Origin of the sequence: Ferrimonas lipolytica, assembly GCF_012295575.1 — a bacterium.
Lineage (GTDB): Bacteria > Pseudomonadota > Gammaproteobacteria > Enterobacterales > Shewanellaceae > Ferrimonas > Ferrimonas lipolytica.
In genome coordinates this window covers 2,782,538-2,802,460 of the sequence record NZ_CP051180.1, presented here as the reverse complement: position 1 = coordinate 2,802,460, position 19,923 = coordinate 2,782,538, and the positions used below count along the sequence as shown (strand labels likewise).

Here is a 19,923-nt window from a genome sequence, read left to right as displayed (position 1 = left end):
GGGCAAAGTAAATATTAGTGACGGCGGCTGGGGCGCTGTCGAGTTGACAACAAGCGGAGATATCAGCGGAGGAAAATCGCAGCGAAGATTGCACTTCGCTGCCGAAGGGTTAACGTTGCGCGCGCAATTGCACCCTTCCGTTATCAATACGGATGGGGAAGGTTGCTACACTGATGGTTTGATCTTGCAGGCAGTGACCGTCTTGAAGACTAAAGTGGTGACGAAACAGTGGCGAGCTGATAGTTGGTGTGCCATCGATCTCCGCCACTAAACCGCGAGACAATACATTGGCGCCGCCGATAGGGTCGTGATTATCGATGGCGTACCAGTCGCCGCTGCTTAAGCGGAAGATGGCAACTTGTTGGTTATCCACTAATGCGCAGGCACCGCAATCGATAAGGATGTCGTCGCTGGCGCAAATGTCGAGCCATTGCTTGGTAACGGTTGCTGTACTCATGAGATCTCCATTATATCGATGGTGCTGCTAGCGGGTTGGATCTGACCGCGCTGTTGTTCAAACACCACGGCGTTATCGGTCTGGTCGCTATTAATGAAGTGGGTAAATTTGCTTAGTTTATCTGGGTTTTGCAGCGTGGTAGCCCACTCGCATTGATAGGTATCCACCAGATATGCCATCTGCTGCTCCAGTTGTTCACACAGGTCGAGCTTATCTTCGATAACGACCTGCTTAAGGTAATCCAGTCCTCCTTCGAGGTTCTCTATCCAAACTGAGGTTCGCTGCAGTCGCTCAGCAGTGCGCACGTAAAACATCATTATGCGGTCGATGTAGGCGATAAGGGTGTCATCGTCCAGATCGGTGGCAAATAGATCCGCATGGCGAGGACGCATACCGCCGTTGCCGCCAACGTAGAGATTCCAACCCGCTTCGGTGGCAATAACTCCGAAGTCTTTGCTTTGGGCTTCGGCGCATTCTCGCGCGCAACCTGAGACTGCCAGTTTAATTTTGTGCGGTGAGCGAACGCCACGATAGCGATGTTCAATGGCGATCGCCATCGAGGTGCTGTCTTGAACGCCGTAGCGACACCAATTGGTGCCCACACAGGATTTGACCGTCCGCATCGCTTTACCATAGGCGTGGCCGGTTTCGAATCCCGCCGCAACCAATTGCGCCCAGATCAATGGCAACTGGTGTAACTGAGCACCGAACAGATCGATGCGCTGACCGCCGGTGATTTTGGTGTAGAGATTAAACTCCTTCGCCACTTGGCCAATCACAATCAGTTTATCCGGGGTAATCTCGCCGCCGGGAATGCGTGGCACTACCGAGTAGGTGCCGTTTTTTTGCATATTGCCGAGATAACGGTCGTTAGTGTCCTGTAGTGAAGCGTGGCTATCTTCGAGAATGTAGTCGTTCCATAATGAAGCCAGCATGGAACCCACTGCAGGGCGGCAGATCTCACAACCTCCGCCTTGGCCGCAGCGGGTTAGTAGTTCTTCAAAGGTTTTGATCTGGCGAATACGAATGACATCAAACAGTTCGGTGCGGGAGTAGGGGAAGTGCGCACATAAGTCGTTGTTGACCTCCATCCCTTTCGCAGCAAGTTGCTTGTCCAGCAGCTGCCCCACCAACTGAGTGCAGCCACCACAACCGGTACCGGCCTTGGTACAGGCCTTGAGGCTGCTGAGATCGCAACCGCCTTCGGCAATAAGACTATCGACCGCAGTGGTAATGTCGCCCTTACTTACGTCATGACAAGAGCATATTTGCGCGCTGTCTGGTAATGCATCAACTCCTGCAGCTGCGGTTGCATCGCCCTCGATCGCGGGTAACAGTATGGTTTCTGGCGGCTGTGGTAACGGCATCTCGTTGAGGCACAGTTGCAGAAAGTGGTGATAATCGCTGTTATCACCCACCAAAACTGCACCAATCAGCTTGGTACCACTGGGGTCGATCACCACTTTTTTGTAGACCTGATTGGCGTGATCGTGGAAGCAGTAGCTGAGTGAGCCGGCGCTGGTGCCATGGGCATCACCGATACTGGCGACGTCTACCCCAAGTAGTTTCAGCTTGGTACTCATGTCGGCACCGGTGAAACTAAGTTGTTGGCCAGTTAACTGGGCGGCAGCTACTTTAGCCATTTGATAACCTGGCGCCACTAAGCCGAATAATCGTTCTTGCCAGAGGGCACACTCACCGATGGCGAAGATGTTGGGGTCGCTCGTTTGGCACTGATCATTAATGACAATGCCTCCCCGTTCACCCATCTCAAGCGTGGCTTGCTTAGCTAAGGTATCTTGGGGGCGAATACCGGCGGAGAACACCACCATGTCGGTAAGCAACTCGCTGCCATCGGCAAACTGCAGCCGATAACGGCAGTCACCATCGTACGCTTCAATCTGCTGAGTCGCTTTACCGGTGTGAACCTGTACTCCCAAATCGTTGATTTTTTGCTGGAGCAAGGCTGCGCCATCTTCATCCAACTGCACTGCCATTAGCCGCGGCGCAAACTCGACCACATGGGTTTCTAGACCCAAGGTTTTGAGGGCATTGGCGGCTTCTAACCCCAATAGGCCACCACCGATCACCACTCCAACCTTACTGTTGCTGGCGGCAGCTTGGATCAGCTCAAGATCTTCAATGGTGCGATAGGGGTGGATATGCGGCTGTTCTTTGCCCGGAATAGGAGGCACAAATGGGTAGGACCCCGTAGCGAGCACCAACCGATCGTAGTGGTAGCTCTCACCGTCGCTGCAATGCAACAACTGGGCATTGCGGTCGATACTATCCACCCGGGTATTGATGTGTGCCAATACCCCATTTTTTTGGTATTCAGCTGCATCCGCCAACATTAAGCCGTTGACGCTACCATCGCTGAAATAACGAGTTAGCTGAACTCGGTCGTAAGCCAAGCGTGGCTCTTCACAAAAGACTCTTAGCTGATAGTCGTTACACTCCATCATCTGCTCAATGAAATGGTGACCAACCATGCCGTTACCGATAACGGCGACAATGGGCTTGCTCATGCGCTTTCCTTAGCCAATAGCGGCAGTGTATGCGGTAGTGATTGATGGTTGGTTTGCGCCAGTGACACCACGTCACCAACGTAGATTAGGGTTGGAGTTTGCAATTGATGACGGATTGAGTCAGTGCTCATCGCAGCAAGAGTGGTGCGAATGACACGCTGCTTTGGGCGACAGCCGTTTTCGACCAACGCGACTGGGGTGGTGTCGACCATACCGTTGCTTATGAGCTGATTGCGGATCTGTGGCAACGCATTCAGACCCATATAAAACACCAAGGTGTGGCGACAACTGGCCAAGTATGACCAATCGATCGGGTCTTCATCACTGCCGTGGCCGGTGACAAAAGTGCAGCCCTGCGACAGGCCACGATGAGTTAGTGGAATATCGGCGGCGCTGCCACAACCGCTGGCAGCAGTGATCCCAGGAATAACCTCCGCTTTGATGCCGTGCTGTTTTAGCGTTAGTAGCTCTTCGCTGCCACGGCCAAAGATAAATGGGTCGCCGCCTTTAAGACGCACCACCTTCTTGCCCTGTTGCGCCAGTGCTACCATTTTTTGCTCGATTTTATCTTGGCTTAGGCTGTGGTTATGGCGTTTCTTACCGACGTATAAGGCTTCAGCCGTTGCAGGAAACAGGCTTCTAATTGCATCACTTACTAAGTTGTCGTAAAGGATCACTTCGGCTTGCTCAATTCGGCGCAGCGCTTTCAGTGTCAGTAACTCAGGATCGCCTGGGCCAGCGCCAACAATGGCTACGGGGTAGGTAACGAGGTAAGCGGAGTGTGGCATGGCAATCTCCCTGCAGCTGCCGAACGATAGTGTCAGTGGCGTTCGCAAGAGCGGTGCCAATCGGTGATTAGCCCTATGCCTTTCTTTTTTTATTTAATAAAAACATGCATTTGAAATCTATGAGTGGCGTTAGTTATGGCAGTGACTAACCGCAGTGACACAAGTTAGTGCACCAAAGCAAAGCGGCAACTGCCCCAAAAACGTGAGTTAAATTCAATGATGGTTGTTTTGGGGCGGGAGCAAGCCATCATCAATAAAGTTAATCAATTGAATTAATTGACTAAATTTTGTTTTGTGTTGGAGGGGGAGGGGGATGATGGATTGGCCTTGTTGTTGCAACACTGCAATTATGCTGAGTAAAGACTGGATGGGTTTCAATGAGCAAAGTTCTAACCACTTGCCCCTATTGCGGTGTTGGTTGTGGCGTCGCAGTGACGGCCAATGGTGATGCTATTCAGGTTGAAGGCGACCCTAACCACCCAGCCAATTACGGGCGACTTTGTGGTAAAGGGATGCAGCTGGCGCAAACCCTGAGCCCAGCTGGGCGGTTGTTGCAGCCCCACATTGATGGCAAGCCGGAAAGTTGGAGCCGAGCAACGGCTCACATCGCCAGTCGTTTTCGCCAAGCTATTGACCGCTATGGCCCTGACTCGGTGGCGTTTTATCTCTCTGGGCAGCTACTAACTGAAGATTACTACGTGGCCAATAAGTTGATGAAGGGCTTTATTGGCAGTGCAAATGTCGATACTAACTCTCGCCTGTGCATGTCCTCGGCTGTTGCCGCCCATAAGCGTGCCTTTGGCAGCGATACGGTGCCGGGCTGTTATCAAGACTTCGAACAGGCGGATTTAGTGGTGCTGGTAGGGAGCAATTTAGCGTGGTGTCAGCCGGTATTGTTCCAGCGAATGATGGCCGCTAAAGCTAAGCGACCGCAGATGAAGCTGGTGGTGATCGATCCTCGCCGAACCGCGACCGCTGCAGGTGCAGATCTGCACCTGCCACTGCAGCCGGGCACGGATTTGGCCTTGTTTCACGGCTTACTGCGTTACCTCAGCCGCAATGCCGCTTGCACTCAGCAAGCCTTAGCTCAGCTTTCTCTGGCCCAATTGAACGACTACAGCATTGATAAAACCGCTGAGATAACTCAGCTGCCACTGGAGTCGTTAACCACATTTTTCCAATGGTTTAAGGAAACCGATAAAACCGTCACAGGCTTTTCCATGGGGATAAATCAGTCGGTTAATGGCGTTGGGCAGGGTAATGCCATTATAAATTGTCATCTGCTTACTGGGCGAATAGGTAAGCCGGGCATGGGCCCTTTTTCGATCACCGGCCAACCTAATGCGATGGGCGGGCGTGAGGTTGGCGGCTTAGCGACTAGCTTAGCTGGCCATGTCGACTTTGCTGATAGCGATAAGCGTGATGCGGTGGCAGCGTTGTGGGGCAGCGACAATATTGCAACCAGGGCAGGACTTACTGCAGTGCCGATGTTTGAAGCGATGGCGGCAGGCAAGATAAAGGTGGTGTGGATACTCGGCACCAACCCGATGGTGAGTTTGCCGGATACTGAATTGGTGCGACGAGCACTGCAAACCTGTCCAACGGTGGTAGTGAGTGATTGTGTTATTGGAACGGATACTCAACGCTATGCCGATGTGTTGTTACCGGCCAAAGGTTGGGGGGAGAAACAGGGCACGGTTACCAATTCCGAGCGCCGCATCTCACGCCAGCGTTCATTCGTCGCGGCGCAAGGGAGAGCACAAAGCGACTGGTGGGCGCTGTGTCAGGTTGCTAAGGCAATGGGGTTTGCTTCGGGTTTTGACTACCGCAATGAAGCGGAAATCTTTCGAGAACACGCGACATTATCAGCAATTAACGGCGGCCCATTTGATATCTCGGCGTTAGCACAGTTTTCTGACCATCAATATCAACAGATGGGACCACTGCAGTGGCCCCAGCCTGCAGGCAAACCGTTGCAACTGCAACCACAACGGCTCTTCAGCTCAAGCGGCGCTGGCAAAATAGTGATAGATCATCCCCAGCCACGACTAGGGCAGGGCAACTTTATTGTTAACAGCGGTCGCAACCGCGATCAGTGGCACACCATGACTCGTACCGGCCTAGCCACGACTCTTGGCCGCCATCGTCCCTATCCGCAAATCAGCATCCACCCAGATGATGCCGCCGCACTCGGGGCCCGCAGTAACGATTTACTGCAGTTGGGGTCCGATATCCTAGCACCAATAACAATAAGCCAAAGTCAGCGTCGAGGAGAGTTGTTTATGCCTATCCATTGGAGTGATAACAACAGCAGCGCTGGTAGCGTTAATCGACTCATTGATAGCCAGTATGATCCCATCTCGCAACAGCCGGGATTTAAAGGGGCGAGGGTTGAGGCAAAGGCTCAAACTGTCATGTGGTGGGGACAATTGTTATTGCCTACCGAGATCGCGCCATCACTAGCGTTAATGCGATTTTGGACCAAGCAAAAAGTGGATGAAGGCACCATTTGGTGGTTTGCGACCGATACTGACCCAGAGTGTTGGCGCCAGTGGTTAATCACCCTGCCGCAATTAGGGCGAGTGTGGGTTGATCAGCAGGGTAATGGGTTAAGCAGTGTGCTGATGCAGCAAGGGGAGCAGTTAAGTGCAGCTCTGCAACTCAGCCCGCAGCACGGCCAATTGGCGGGGGACGGTTGGCAAGAGGTGTTGGGGCAGCGACTGTCGGCCCATCTATTGCAACGGCTGTTAGTTGGCCGTGATGAACAGTTGCTTTGTGCCTGCGTCGGGCTTACTGAATCGCAGGTTGATAAGGCGATAGAAGATGGAGCGAATACAGCGGAAAAGATCACCCAAGCTTGCGGTGCTGGCGGTGGCTGTGGTGTCTGTTCAATGGAACTGCAGCAGCGCTGCGATGCGCATCAACAACGGCAAGCGGTGGTGCAACAAGGCCGAGTAGCAACGGTGATGTTGTAACCGATTATCGGGCGCAGCCGTGTTCAGCAATGATTTGCGCACTCGTTCATGAGTCAGGGGGTGGTGGGGGATTTATGCCAATGGCTCCAAACCAACAATGGCAGCCTAAGGGCTGCCATTGTTATTTCAAAAGTAATGTCTTCGACGTTATTTCTGATCTGGGCGGTTACGCTTACCCAAACCACGGACGAAGTAGCGCAGTACCTGATCGCCACACTCTTGGTAGTTGCGGTGATCGGTAGCGCGGAACATCGCTGACAGCTCTGATTTGGTGATGCGGAAGTCAGACAGCGCTAAGATCTCAATGATATCGGTATCTTTCAACTGCAGAGCAATGCGCAGTTTACGCAGTATGTCGTTATTGGAAATCCGCTGCTTACCACGCAGCAGGGTAGGTTCACGACCCTCTTGGACACCACGGTACTTAATGATCAAGCCATCTAAGAAAGCAGAGAGGGTGCGGTCGCGACATGCAACGAATCCTTGTTCGTCCTCTTTCTTCAACAAGTGGTCTAACTCTTCCTTGGTGATGGTGTAGTTCATCAACCCAAACACTTCGATCACATCTGGATTGTTGAATTTGAGGGCGTAGCGCAGTTGGCGCAGTAGGTCGTTTTGCAGCAGCATGTTGGTTCCAAAATGATAAATTCGGCGCAATTGTACTTAAATATACGCCAGCGTGTTGGATTAAATAGCAACACTTTCGAGTTGCCATACTAAACCCAGTATTTGAGTAGGGGCACTCGAGAGTGACCGAATGCCCAAAAATTAGTTTTATGGAACGGTCGCACGTGTGCGCCCCTGCGAGGGCATTAACTTATGGGAACGGTCGCACGCGTGCGCCCCTGCGAGAGCATTAACTTATGGGAACGGTCGCACGTGTGCGCCCCTACGAGAGCATTAACACTGCGCTTCGAGTTGGGCGAACGGTTGCTGCTCCTGTTGGCCGTAGTCTGGCATTTGGCGTGCCTTAACCATGGGCTTGGCAAGCCGGTAAGAAAGTGGGCACCAATCCGAGGGGTATAGCCCCTGCCTCGCAGAGGCTGTACTTGGTGCTCTAACACCGGCTCAAGCTGGCATACTAAACCCAGTATTTGAGTAGGGGCACTCGAGAGTGACCGATTGCCCAAAAATTAGTTTTATGGGAACGGTCGCACGTGTGCGCCCCTACGAGGGCATTAACTTATGGGAACGGTCGCACGTGTGCGCCTTTACGAGGGCATTAACTTATGGGAACGGTCGCACGTGTGCGCCCCTACGAGGACATTAACTTATGGGAACGGTCGCACGTGTGCGCCCCTACGAGGACATTAACTTATGGGAACGGTCGCACGCGTGCGCCCCTACGAGAGCATTAACTTATGGGAACGGTCGCACGTGTGCGCCCCTACGAGAGCATTAACTTATGGGAACGGTCGCACGCGTGCGCCCCTACGAGAGCATTAACTTATGGGAACGGTCGCACGTGTGCGCCCCTACGAGGACATTAACTTATGGGAACGGTCGCACGCGTGCGCCTCTACGAGGGCATTAACTTATGGGAACGGTCGCACGTGTGCGCCCCTACGAGAGCATTAACACTGCGCTTCGAGTTGGGCGAACGGTTGCTGCTCCTGTTGGCCGTAGCCTGGCATTTGACGTGCCTTAACCTTGGTTAACCATGGGCTTGGCAAGCCGGTAAGAAAGCGAGCTCCGATACGCGGGGTATAAGCCCAGCCGTGTTGCACTAATGCCTGCTGTAGTGGTGCCAACCATTGGGCTATCTGCTCGGGGCTTGCCATTGGCGGTGTGGCTACAGCAGCCAAGGTGGCAACGTCGCCGCGACACGCAGAGCAGTGGCCACACTGCTGCGGCGCGGCACTATCGCCAAAGTAGTCGGCTAAGGCGTGGCTCAAACACTCTGGGGTCTGCAACAAGGCGAGCATCTGTTCAATCCGCCCCACCTCGCTGTGCTCCTTACTGGCAAACTGCTGCACCAGTTGTTGCAATACAGGCTCAAGTGGTGGCAGAGGTTGTTGTACTTGATAAACCTCGGTCATCTGTTTGGTTTGCAGTTCGATCAAGCCTTGTTGTTCAAAGTAATCCAATGCGGTTAGGGCACGACTGCGCTCAGCGCCGTAACCTTGGTACAGCGCCTCGAAGTCGACCTGCCACCAGATCCGTGCTTTTTGGCAGCTGGCGAACAGCGCTTCGACAAAGTGTTTGCGCTCGCCTTGGAAACGGTTGGCTAGCTCGGTTTCAGTAACCTTAAGCTTGAACTTCACTTCGGCATAATAGCTGTATTTTGATTCGATCAGCCCCGCCATCTCGAGGTACACCAACAGGGTGCGCAGTGGCAGTGGCCGAACGTTGCTGCTAGCGGAAAGTTGGTTGGCCATCAGCTCCCATTGCGGCCCAGCTTGGCTTACCTCGGTGAGGACCCGAGCAATGCTGTCTTGTTCTGGAGTATCGCCGTAGATAAAGTTTTCCAGTACTGAGCGGTTGGCTTGGTTGGCCAGCACTAGGCACTCTGAACGTTGACCATCACGGCCAGCGCGGCCGATCTCTTGGCTGTAGTTTTCTATCGACTTGGGCAGATCGTAATGGATAACGTGGCGAATATCTGCCTTATCGACCCCCATACCAAAGGCAATAGTTGCCACAATAACCGCCAGCTCGCCGGCCATAAATTGTTGCTGAATACGCATTCGCAGCGGGTGTTCTAGCCCCGCATGGTAAGCGGCAACATGGTGGCCGGTTTGTTTAAGTGCAGTGGCAACCTGTTCAGCACTTTGTTGCTGCGTAACGTAGACGATTGCCGGTTGTTCTCGGCGGCTATCTAGATGCTGTTGCAGGTACGGAAGACGCTGCTCAGGGCTAACCGCTTCAACACCTAAATCGAGGTTACAGCGATAAAAGCCGGTAGCGGTGATGCAGCTGGGGTCAATGGCGAACTTGGCCGCCATATCGTCAATTACCTGTGGCGTAGCAGTAGCTGTAAGCAGTAATACTCGCTCGATATTAAGGCTTTGGCGGTAGTGCGGCAGCTTGAGATAGTCGGGACGGAAGTTATGGCCCCATTCGGAGATGCAGTGCGCTTCGTCGACCACCAATAAGCTGATTGGGATCTGGCCGATGAAATTACGAAAACGTTCGTTCTTGAGCCGCTCGACCGAGATCATCAAGATTTTAATCTCGCCGTCACGTACCTGACGCATCACCTGCTGGCTCTGTTCGTAGCTTTGGGTTGAGTCGATGGTGGCGGCAGGGATCCCTTTGCTGTGCAAAAAGGCCAACTGATCTTGCATCAACGCCAGTAATGGCGAGATCACCAAGGTGAGGTTTGGCAGCGCCAACGCCGGTAATTGGTAACACAGTGATTTGCCTGAGCCGGTAGGAAAGATAGCGGCGGCACTGCGGCCGGCTAGTAGATGCTCAATGGTTTGTTGTTGGCCAGGACGAAATTCGCTAAAGCCAAAGTGTTGCTGCAACAGGGAGTGAGGCATAAAAGGTCTGAGTTACCAAATTGATTGGTCAGTTTGGCGTGCAGCCGAGGCTGGGTCAAACCAACAGTCAGGCAGGGGGCTTTTATCGCACTTAACCATTACAGTGATCTGCTGCAATAATTTCACTTTAGTGTGATGTTGTTATAATGCGGCTACTTGATTAATGCTTAGGGAATTACCGTGAAAAAACTGCTTATTAAAGGACTACGACAAGGATTAGGTGGTTTGATTGTTATTGGCGATAAGCTGTCTCGGCCCAAGCCGATGCAACGTACTGCTGATAAACAGTCTCTGGTTGAGCAACAGATCGAAGGGTTAAGTTTATATCAGCTGCCTGCTTGTCCATTTTGCGTCAAAACTCGTCGGGCGATGCATCGATTAAATCTGCCAGTTACCTTGCGTAGCACCCAAGTGGGTAGCCCTTATCGCGATGAATTAGCTCAGCAAGGTGGCAAGTTAACAGTGCCTTGCTTGCGCATTGAGGAGCAGGGTGAGGTGCGTTGGATGTATGAATCTAACGACATTATTACCTATCTCGATCAGCGCTTTGGTACTCAAGCTGCCTAAGTGTCATTGCTGATTCAATTTATTTGAATGCTCTGCCGGTCGGTAGAGCGTTGCTCTTTCACCTAGATCAACTTATTCATTGCTATGCTGTGTTTAGATTAATAACAGTTAATCCAGCAGGAGCGTGACCATGAGTGAACGAATTGATGTCGCACCCGCATTGCATGCGGTGCAATTGGTAATCGAAAATGGTGAGGTTTGCCCGCAGGGCTATAAGTTTGAAGGCTTTGTCGCAGATAGCGATAACGATGGTTACAACGTTTCGTTAAGTCACGGTGCGGTTGAGTTAAGCATTGGTTTTCATAACGCTTATACCTTGAAGTCCCCTAATGACGCCGCGACCGAACGCTTTTTAGATTGCATCAATCAACTGCTTGCCGGAAAAAAGCAGGGTTGGGTGAGCCACTAATAGTTACTGAGCCTTATTCGTTCCCACCTAGGCTGGCTTAGGGAGTTGTTACTCGCCTAAGCCAACCCTATCTCTGGTGGTTTTGTGGTTACAGGTACTTAACCCAGGCCTTATTACTGCTGTGTTTGTAGCGAGCAAACGCTTTGGTTGGCCAGTACATCACCAAGGCTAGCAAAGCCGTAGTCGCCCAAATCATCCATAATGAATCAAAACCGTACATATCACCTTGGTTAGCGCCGAATATTGCCGTCATGATGCGATAGCCGATCAGCAGCACATACAGGTGCACGATGTAGAAGAACATCGGCGCTGAGCCGAAGGTGCTGAGGTAGTCAGTAGCGCGATGATGGTAACGCTCTAGCAGGCACAAAAGAGTACAAGCGATGCCAACCGTCAATAAGATGAAGTCGAGCGATGGCGGGTACTTGGTAAAGTTTAGGAATGACATCACCGTTTCAATGGTGGTGCTATGCACCTGCCATGGCGCGGTTTCGCCGTAGAGGTTGCTGCCACGCAATAGTGCTAGTAACGCTAAGCTAGCGGCGCTCAGTTGCAATAATGTGCGTTGACGCTTTGATGCTTCGACCATACGGCTAAACAGCGGCCCCATCGCAAAGCCGACTAAGATCACCCCAATCCAAGGCAATACTGGGTAAGACGCTTTAATGCGCAGCCACTCTTGATCAAGGATGAAGCCCCGATCGTGGAGGATGGTCCAAATTGTGTAACCCCATTGCTCAGGCGCAAACTGAATTGGCTCAAGCGCGTTATGGCCTGCAACAATCGCCAAGCCTAGAGCAGCAATGACTTTAAGTGGCAGTGAAGAGAGCAGTGCCAGTGCGATCATGCTCAGGCCAATCGCCCAAATTACCTGTAGATAAAGGGTTTCATAAGCACCAAACCAAGAGAAGTTGATTAGGGTCGCTTCAATAAGCACGAGCACCACACCGCGCTTAAGCAAAAATGCCCGTACATCACGGGGTTGACCGTTGGCAGGATTGGCGTACAGCCAAGCTGAAATGCCGGTCAGTAGCACAAATACTGGTGCACAAAGGTGGGCAATCAAACGGGTGAAGAACAGATCTGGATCGGTCTGATCTATGGTCATTGGATCGGTGATAACGTGATGATAGAAAAAGCGCTCGCGCACGTGGTCGAGTAGCATAATCAGCATCACTAGGCCGCGCAGGGCATCGATGGAGTGCAACCGTTTGCCAATGGAGGCAGGGCTGGTTGCTGGCACAGTAGAGTTTGGATTCACGCAGGATCCCTTTCAGTTGTCGCAAAGTCGTCTCTATGAAGGTTAATCCATAGATAAAAATGTTAGAGGTGGACTCTTAAAGTGTAATTACAGCAAACGACAACGTGGCGGAGCGCGAATGGATGTGGCAACAACGGTGCGCTGCAACAAGCAATGTAACGCTGTAGCGAGGCGAAAAGAGTGCAGCTTAACGATAACTTGAGCGACCACAATGGCCACAGCAGCCAAGCCACAGTGGTTTAGCAATAGATCTGCTAAACAGTGTCCTTGTTGGTGCTTTTTAGCTGAAACCGCATTGAATGACGTACTGTGACCAAGCTGGTGCAACTGTTCACTTAGCTGCAATACCGCATTGCTTTGGCCCACTAATAGGGTCCATACAATTAACAGTAACGGCAGAGGGCGAGAGGGCAGCATTGGGGTGGTCATTCTGGGTGGCTTAAAAGGGGCGGCTATTGTCGATGGTTCGTAGGGGGAGATCAATAATTGTTTATGGTGGAGTAGCAACAAAATGGGCGCTGTGATTATCGGCCGCCGCCGAAGCGAATCGCGGCAAATGGTAAGTTTTCCTTCCCCTAGTGAGCACTTATCGGTACCCTGCAGCGTTTATTTTTTCTACCAAGGGTATTTGCTGTGATCTCTACCGCCAACATTACCATGCAGTTCGGCGCCAAGCCGCTGTTTGAAAACATCTCCGTCAAATTTGGCGGCGGTAACCGCTACGGCTTGATCGGAGCCAACGGCTGCGGCAAATCCACCTTTATGAAGATCCTTTCGGGTGAGCTGGAGCAAAGCGCCGGTAACGTTTCTGTTGAAGCCAACACCCGTGTGGCTAAGTTGGGTCAGGATCAGTGGGCATTTGAAGAGTTCACCGTGATCGATACCGTTATCATGGGCCACAAAGAGTTGTGGGAGATAAAAGCTGAGCGTGACCGTATCTACTCACTGCCGGAGATGTCCGAAGAAGAGGGCATGAAGGTTGCTGATCTGGAAGTGCAGTTTGCCGAGATGGACGGTTATTCTGCTGAAGCCCGTGCTGGTGAATTATTAATGGGGCTTGGCATTGAAGAGTCTGCTCACTTCGGTCTGATGAGTGCCGTTGCGCCGGGTTTGAAGGTGCGAGTTTTGCTGGCCCAGATCCTGTTTGCTGATCCAGACATCATGCTGCTTGACGAACCTACCAACAACTTGGACATTCACACCATCCACTGGTTGGAAGACATCTTGAATGCCCGTCAGTGCACCATGATCATCATCTCGCACGATCGTCACTTCCTCAACTCCGTGTGTACTCACATGGCTGACATCGATTACGGTGAGTTGCGTGTTTACCCAGGTAACTACGACGAGTACATGACCGCGGCAACGCAAGCGCGCGAGCGTCTGTTGGCCGATAATGCCAAGAAGAAAGCACAGATCGCTGAGCTGCAGGGCTTCGTTGCTCGTTTCTCAGCTAACGCCTCGAAAGCTCGTCAGGCCACCTCCCGCGCTAAGCAGATTGATAAGATCCAGCTGGATGACGTTAAAGCGTCTAGCCGTCAGTCGCCATTCATTCGTTTCGAGCAAGAGAAGAAGCTGTTCCGTCAGGCGCTGGAAGTAGAAGGGTTGAGCCAAGGTTACGACGGCGAACTGTTGTTTAAAGGCCTCGACCTGAAAGTCGATGTCGGTGAGCGTATTGCTATCATTGGTGCCAACGGTGTGGGCAAATCAACCCTGCTTAACACCTTAGTGGGTAAGTTGACTCCCCAAGATGGCGACATCAAATGGTCTGAGAACAACAACATTGGTTACTACGCTCAGGATCACGCCGCTGATTTTGAAGAAGATAAGAACCTGTTTGATTGGATGGGCCAGTGGTCTACCGAAGGCGCCGATGAGCAAACCATTCGCTCCTTCTTGGGTCGTATGCTGTTTAGTCAGAACGACATCAAGAAGTCGACCAAGGTTATCTCTGGTGGTGAACAGGGCCGGATGTTGTTTGGCAAGCTGATGATGCAAAAGCCAAACATTCTACTGATGGATGAGCCAACCAACCACATGGACATGGAATCCATTGAAGCGTTGAACAACGCCTTGGAAAGCTACGCTGGTACCTTGCTGTTCGTATCGCACGACCGTGTATTCGTGTCCTCAGTCGCAACTCGCATTATCGAGCTGAAGCCAGATGGCATCACCGATTTCCACGGTACCTACGAAGAGTACCTGCGCAGCCAAGGCCTAGAAGGCTAAGGTAGATTGCGCCCATAGAAAACGGCCCGCTCATTTAGAGCGGGCCGTTTTTGTTGGTAGATGGATTGTGGTAGATGGATTGTGTTAGTTGGCTTGTAACTGATGGTGCTGCAGTAACCGCTCAATAGCGCTAACCACGTTAATGCTGGCGGACTCCATCTAGTTACGTTGATAGTTCTGCTTCATCAATAGATGCGTATTGTCACTACCGTTGTTGGCGTTATTAACTCAGCGCCTGTTATTCGGGGGTATTACTGTCGGCTTTGTGCTGCAACTGCTGGCGACGCTGCGTCAACATTTGCTGCTGTCGTTGTGCCACCTTTTTCCGCCCTTGCGCTTCCATCATTCGCAAACCACCGGTGCTAAAGGCGAAGTGTAAAATAACCAGTAGCACATCATTGGCAGAGGCCTCTTTTTCCACTAGCAGTAATTGACGATAGAGCGGTTGCAGATCATCAGCTAAGGCTTGGTTTTGTTTGGTTAAGTCGGCCGTGGCGGCATCAACTTTTTTACCACCTTGGTTGGCGTGATAGCCCTCAACAAAAGCCTTTTTAATCGCCGATATTTCGGCATTGACAAGCTGCTTATCAGTTAGCTGTTGTTGGGTTAACTCTTTCGCTATGTTCTTAATAGTCGCCCAGGCCATCTCATTGGCTGCAATCTCACGTTGACGATGTTGACGCGCTTTATAGACGGCGAACAGGGCAATGGCACACACAAAAATAATTACTGGGATTGGGTTCATGAGACTCTCAAATCGCAAGCTGGGAACAGTACTTAGTTGAATTCGCTAATGGCTAAGTTTTAATGCAGGATAACGCAGCATCTGCTCCAGTGTTAGTGTTGTAATCGACACGGCTCACAGTTATGGACGATTAGCACAGCAGAGTGTGAACAAGATTACGGTTAAATCTGGATAAAAGACGTAGCTTGATACCACTATTTATAAGCCGTGCCGATCCCAAACGGCACCAACGCAAAAGGACCTTAGGATGTCAGAGCAAGACAGCAACAACGCATTTTACGAGCGCGCGAACGAATTTATTCACGTAGCTAACAAGCACAACCAAGATCCTGAGATCAAAACTGGTGAAATCAGCGCGTCATTTATGTACGCCTTGTCTCGTTACAACGCTTGGTTTGGTTCAACTGGCTTCGCCAATGTTGACCAAATGAAAGAGAAAAAAGAAGAGATGATGGAATACTACCTAGCCGAGTATCGCAAGATGCTAGACGCGAATATGGAAGATTACATTAACAACTTCGATTTATACCGTAAGACGCAAAAGTAAGCGTGTTTCGTTATGGCAAACGCCACCGTTGTTACGGTGGCGTTTTTGTATCTGCGCTTTGAGGCAGATTAATATCCCAGTCGATCCTTTTTAGGCAGTGCACCAGATAATTGTTATTTCTAATATCGTTAATGCAGCGGTTAGGTAGATATAGACACAAATAACAAGCATGACGGCCTATGATCTTGCGCCGCATTGGAGCTATCCAGCCCAGCCCAGCGTTTTGGACTGCGACCTAAGACAAGGGGGATTCCAAAGGGGCGGAGCCCCCCCTAATGCGTACAAGAATGTGCCGTCGCCACTGCGACATCGGTAGAGCCGAAGGCTAGATATAAACCTCAACAGTTAACTGCGACACAGCCACAGTAAAGGGGGGCGAAGCTTACCCCTGTGGCGACCGTTGCCACCACGTTGGCTTAAATCGGCAATAGCTAACCACGCCCCAACTTTTGTGGGGCCAGTTCGTCACCAGCAAACGTGGCTGCAGTGGCTTTTTATAGGGTTGCTCGGTAAGGTCGATAGACTGCATGCTAACCATCAAAATAGATCATGACCATACTGACGCTACGCCCCTTGCGCGAGACTGACTTAACCACTCTGATTGAATTGGAAACTGACGCTGAGGCGATGTTCTATACTGGTTCTCCGGAGCCGAAATCGACCCAGGCGATTGAACAAAACCTGCACAAATTGCTTGCCGATTTTGAGCCGCTGCCTAAGTTTCAAAAACTGATGGCGGTGCATCCGGAACATGGCAGTATTGGCATCGCGGTAATGTACCGTGGTGAGTCCGGCGAAGCGGAGATCGGTTATATGATGCTACGCCGCTTTTGGGGCAAAGGGTTTGGTCATCATTTGGCTCAAGCGACCTTTGAGCGGGCGCAACAATGGTTTCCTAATGAGCCGTTAACTGCGCTAGTGTACGAAGATAATATCGCTTCCACCAAGGTGTTGCTGAAGCTTGGCTTTGTGATTACCAAGAGAATGGTGTGCCCAGATCGCGGCTTAAAAGATCAAAAATTAGAGTGGCATGGGCTTGAGCAGTAACAGCGGCATTCAACGCCAGTTCTACCGGCAAGGGCCGGACTATCGATTTGATGAGCAGGTTGATTTTGCTGATATCAAAAGCCAGTTTGGTTTAGCGGGCATTACCGTTGGTCGCTGGGTTGATAACCAAGAAAAACGCTTGGCAGCCAACTTGGTGTTTGATGCCTTGGCAGACTTAGCGTTTTTATTGAATGTACCGCCGCAGGTGATGGGACTCCGGCAGAGCCTTAGCTTGGCTTTTGGCCAGGGCGGTTCGCCACTTGCACAGGCGCACTACGCCCCAGCCAGCAACACCTTAGCGTTAGCTAAAAATGCCGGTGCCGGTGCGCTCGCCCACGAGTGGTGGCATGCGTTTGACCACTATATTGCCTTTCGACTTTACCCCCGTCACAGCGACGATTCCATCATGCGTAGCTTCGCCAGTGACCTTTGGTTAACTGAACGTACGCCCACAGCACATCCTCTTAACGGTCGCTTGCAGCAATTGTTTGCGACCACCTTGCTGAGTGAAGATGGGCAGACTAAGCACGACTTCGTCAGTCGTTCGGTTGCGCTGGATAAGCGCATTGGTCGTCGTTATTTCAGCCTCCCTACCGAGATGATGGCACGGGCGTTCGAAGCGACGCTGCAACAAGATAGTCGCATCAAGAATCAATATTTGGTTAGTGGTACCAAAGCAACAGAATTGGCGCAGCAGGGAGGCTTTCCTGACGTCGCGCACCTAACTCGCATCCACACCGCACTGCACGGTTATTTCACTCCGTTGGGGCAAGCGCTATCACGATAAGCTAGGTGGTTGGGGCTAAATCCTGTCGGTAAGATTCAATAGTCACGTGCCATAATTTAGGCTGTGTCGTAGTCAGTTGTTGAAGTTTATCTTAAGCCTTTGGCTTCTCTGATTTCGGCGCTTTTGAGGGAGGATGGTTGCGGTGGCACGGCACATTCTTGTATGCATTAGGTCAACGGCGGCATTGCTTAACCCCTTGTGTCGGCGCTCGCCTAGCCAGTGCTTTAACTGTATTGGAAAGAACAACAATACTTAATTGATACACAGACATAATTTAAGTTGTAACGACAATAACTCTGTTGATTTATGGAATTGATAATATCGCTTAAATGGCAGCGACAATACGGCCTAGCTATGTACTCATTATACTTAAGGCGTATGATGTATGTTATTGAATGTCGGTTGTGATGTTAATGGTCGTGGCTGCCCAGTTGTATGTTAAGGAGTGACTAATGTCGAAGGTCGACAATCTTCTCGATACCTATGAGATTACCTCTGCGGATATAGGCCTTATTCGCGAACTTGGCCAACGTGCTATTCCCTTGTTAGATGACTATGTTGATGAGTTTTATCGTTGGCTGTCTCCCCTGCCAGAATTTCGTCAATATTTTGCAGACCCACGTCGCTTAGAGCGAGTTAAAGCTGCCCAGCGCAAGCATTGGCATCAGGTATTTTTGGCTGAAGTAAACGATGAATATATCAACAGCCGCGAAACCCTTGGCAGTTCCCACGCCAAAATTGGACTTAGTCTTTCGACCTATTTTGCTGGGGTGAGTAAAAGTCTGAGTTTCTTTCAGGGGGCACTGGATAATGACCAGGCGGCCGAGCGTTTTCATCTTCAACAAATTGCCCTCACCAAGTTAGTGCACCTTGAAACCGCTGTGGTTGTTGAGGCCTACTCAACGGTTACCCAGCAAAAGATTGAACAGCAAAGCCGTTCTTTGATCGAGATGTCGACACCGGTTACCTCAATCTGGGACGGCGTATTAATGTTACCAATCGTTGGTATTCTCGATTCCAAACGTGCTCAAGATCTAATGCATACCGTATTAGCTAAGATTGGTAATACGCGTTCGAAGGTGATCATTCTCGACATTAGTGGTGTTGCTGTGGTCGATACCGCGGTCGCCAATCACATCATCAAGATCACCAAGGCATCTAAACTTATGGGTTGCAGCTGCATCGTTTCTGGGCTCTCGCCTGCAATAGCACAAACGATTGTCGAGTTGGGGATTGAGGTAGGCAGCTTAACCACCACAGCAACCTTAAGCGATGCCTTAGCCACATCATTGACCCAGATCGGCTTGAAGATCGTTGGCGAGTAAGCTCAATGTCGAATGAAAGTTCTATTGTCTTAAATAAGATTGAGAGGCGGCTAATTGCTACGGTGCAATCCACTCTTACTGATGAGGTTTTAGCCCGCTTTCAGCAGCAGCTATTACTGCGCCTAACTGAACTGCAACTGGACTACCTACTATGTGATCTTTCGGGCATAGATATCATTGATATTGAGGAGTTTGAGGCGTTAAGTAATATCTTCAAGATGGCTTCACTGATGGGCGTAAACACCATCTTGGTTGGACTTAACCCTGGGTTGGCTGCAACCATCGTGGATTTCGACTTGGACACTTCAGCATTTATGTTCGCGCGTAATATTGAACACGGCTTAGAGTTGTCCTGTCATGGCTGAGAGCGGGTTACATACTATAAGTGAAAGTCACCCGGTCTCCGATGAAGCCAGCTTTCAGGGAGCCTTACTGGAGGTAAAGCGTATGCTTCAACAGCAAGGCTTTGATTCAGTGCAGAGCGCTAAATTCCTTACCGCGGTCTCAGAGCTCGCTCGCAATATTATTAAATATGCCGGTAACGGTTGGCTCGAATTAACCCCACTGAATTATTTGAATCGAACGGGGATTCAGGTCGAAGCCATCGATTTTGGCAACGGCATTGCCAACATAGAACAAGCGATGCAGGAGCATTTCAGCTCCGGTGGCACCCTTGGACAAGGTTTACCGGGCACCCGACGATTGGTAGATGAGTTTAATATTAAATCCTCATCCCAAGGTACGCGAGTAACAGTGAGGTCTTGGTGTTAGAG

18 protein-coding genes are annotated in these 19,923 nt (G+C 51.0%); 10 read left to right on the top strand and 8 right to left on the bottom strand.

Annotated features, from left to right (window positions below):
- Nucleotides 1-109: 109 nt before the first annotated feature.
- From nirD to cobA, 3 genes are read right to left on the bottom strand one after another with little or no spacing between them, the layout of a single operon-like run.
- Nucleotides 110-457 (bottom strand): nitrite reductase small subunit NirD, encoded by a 348-nt coding sequence (nirD, locus tag HER31_RS12840; protein ID WP_168660963.1) that lies wholly within the window; start codon nt 455-457, stop codon nt 110-112.
- Entirely contained in the window at nt 454-2,985 is a 2,532-nt protein-coding gene (gene nirB, locus HER31_RS12835) for a nitrite reductase large subunit NirB (protein WP_168660962.1), read from the bottom strand. Before nirB ends, nirD begins: the two co-directional genes overlap by 4 nt.
- Nucleotides 2,982-3,773 carry a uroporphyrinogen-III C-methyltransferase gene (gene cobA, locus HER31_RS12830; RefSeq protein ID WP_168660961.1) on the bottom strand — a complete coding sequence of 264 codons (792 nt, stop codon included), beginning with the start codon at nt 3,771-3,773 and terminating at the stop codon, nt 2,982-2,984. The genes nirB and cobA overlap by 4 nt, the downstream gene beginning before the upstream one ends.
- Before the next feature lie 377 nt (nt 3,774-4,150).
- Here cobA and HER31_RS12825 point away from each other — a divergent pair, with 377 nt between their 5' ends.
- A complete protein-coding gene (locus tag HER31_RS12825) occupies nt 4,151-6,748 on the top strand; it encodes a molybdopterin oxidoreductase family protein (RefSeq protein ID WP_168660960.1) in 2,598 nt (865 codons plus the stop codon).
- A gap of 147 nt (nt 6,749-6,895) precedes the next feature.
- On the opposite strand, the gene HER31_RS12820 is transcribed toward HER31_RS12825, so the two are convergent.
- Together HER31_RS12820 and HER31_RS12815 are read right to left on the bottom strand one after the other, a co-directional pair.
- Complete coding sequence (locus tag HER31_RS12820) at nt 6,896-7,375, bottom strand: YehS family protein (RefSeq protein WP_238786825.1); 480 nt, start codon at nt 7,373-7,375, stop codon at nt 6,896-6,898.
- Nucleotides 7,376-8,322: 947 nt separating this feature from the next.
- The gene (locus HER31_RS12815; protein WP_168660959.1) at nt 8,323-10,233 is read right to left on the bottom strand and encodes a RecQ family ATP-dependent DNA helicase; all 1,911 of its coding nucleotides are present in this window, start codon (nt 10,231-10,233) and stop codon (nt 8,323-8,325) included.
- Between the two features lie 180 nt (nt 10,234-10,413).
- Between HER31_RS12815 and HER31_RS12810 the strand changes: the two genes are divergently transcribed.
- On the top strand, nt 10,414-10,800 hold the full coding sequence (locus tag HER31_RS12810; RefSeq protein WP_238786824.1) for a glutathione S-transferase N-terminal domain-containing protein: 387 nt from the start codon (nt 10,414-10,416) through the stop codon (nt 10,798-10,800).
- Between the two features lie 130 nt (nt 10,801-10,930).
- Nucleotides 10,931-11,209, top strand: a complete 279-nt coding sequence (locus HER31_RS12805) for a DUF3081 family protein (RefSeq protein ID WP_168660958.1) — start codon at nt 10,931-10,933, stop codon at nt 11,207-11,209.
- Nucleotides 11,210-11,297: 88 nt separating this feature from the next.
- Here HER31_RS12805 and HER31_RS12800 read toward each other — a convergent pair whose 3' ends face one another.
- A complete protein-coding gene (locus tag HER31_RS12800; protein ID WP_275060701.1) occupies nt 11,298-12,470 on the bottom strand; it encodes an acetyltransferase domain-containing protein in 1,173 nt (390 codons plus the stop codon).
- Nucleotides 12,471-12,557: 87 nt separating this feature from the next.
- Nucleotides 12,558-12,899 carry a hypothetical protein gene (locus HER31_RS12795; RefSeq protein ID WP_168660957.1) on the bottom strand — a complete coding sequence of 114 codons (342 nt, stop codon included), beginning with the start codon at nt 12,897-12,899 and terminating at the stop codon, nt 12,558-12,560.
- Nucleotides 12,900-13,103: 204 nt separating this feature from the next.
- On the opposite strand from HER31_RS12795, the gene HER31_RS12790 reads away from it, so the two are divergent.
- Nucleotides 13,104-14,699: an ABC-F family ATPase gene (locus HER31_RS12790; protein ID WP_168660956.1), complete on the top strand. Its 1,596-nt coding sequence runs from the start codon at nt 13,104-13,106 to the stop codon at nt 14,697-14,699.
- A gap of 238 nt (nt 14,700-14,937) precedes the next feature.
- On the opposite strand, the gene HER31_RS12785 is transcribed toward HER31_RS12790, so the two are convergent.
- Nucleotides 14,938-15,444, bottom strand: a complete 507-nt coding sequence (locus tag HER31_RS12785; RefSeq protein ID WP_168660955.1) for a hypothetical protein — start codon at nt 15,442-15,444, stop codon at nt 14,938-14,940.
- A gap of 247 nt (nt 15,445-15,691) precedes the next feature.
- Here HER31_RS12785 and HER31_RS12780 point away from each other — a divergent pair, with 247 nt between their 5' ends.
- The 6 genes from HER31_RS12780 to HER31_RS12755 all read left to right on the top strand — a co-directional run bounded on the left by HER31_RS12780 (nt 15,692) and on the right by HER31_RS12755 (nt 19,921).
- Nucleotides 15,692-15,991 carry a DUF3144 domain-containing protein gene (locus HER31_RS12780; RefSeq protein ID WP_168660954.1) on the top strand — a complete coding sequence of 100 codons (300 nt, stop codon included), beginning with the start codon at nt 15,692-15,694 and terminating at the stop codon, nt 15,989-15,991.
- Nucleotides 15,992-16,540: 549 nt separating this feature from the next.
- Entirely contained in the window at nt 16,541-17,038 is a 498-nt protein-coding gene (locus HER31_RS12775; RefSeq protein ID WP_168660953.1) for a GNAT family N-acetyltransferase, read from the top strand.
- A complete protein-coding gene (locus tag HER31_RS12770; protein WP_168660952.1) occupies nt 17,022-17,825 on the top strand; it encodes a CLCA_X family protein in 804 nt (267 codons plus the stop codon). The genes HER31_RS12775 and HER31_RS12770 overlap by 17 nt, the downstream gene beginning before the upstream one ends.
- A 452-nt stretch (nt 17,826-18,277) precedes the next feature.
- Nucleotides 18,278-19,150 (top strand): protoglobin domain-containing protein, encoded by an 873-nt coding sequence (locus HER31_RS12765; RefSeq protein ID WP_168660951.1) that lies wholly within the window; start codon nt 18,278-18,280, stop codon nt 19,148-19,150.
- 5 nt (nt 19,151-19,155) lie between these two features.
- Nucleotides 19,156-19,515 carry an STAS domain-containing protein gene (locus HER31_RS12760; protein WP_168660950.1) on the top strand — a complete coding sequence of 120 codons (360 nt, stop codon included), beginning with the start codon at nt 19,156-19,158 and terminating at the stop codon, nt 19,513-19,515.
- Nucleotides 19,508-19,921 carry an ATP-binding protein gene (locus tag HER31_RS12755; RefSeq protein ID WP_168660949.1) on the top strand — a complete coding sequence of 138 codons (414 nt, stop codon included), beginning with the start codon at nt 19,508-19,510 and terminating at the stop codon, nt 19,919-19,921. The genes HER31_RS12760 and HER31_RS12755 overlap by 8 nt, the downstream gene beginning before the upstream one ends.
- Nucleotides 19,922-19,923: the final 2 nt, after the last annotated feature.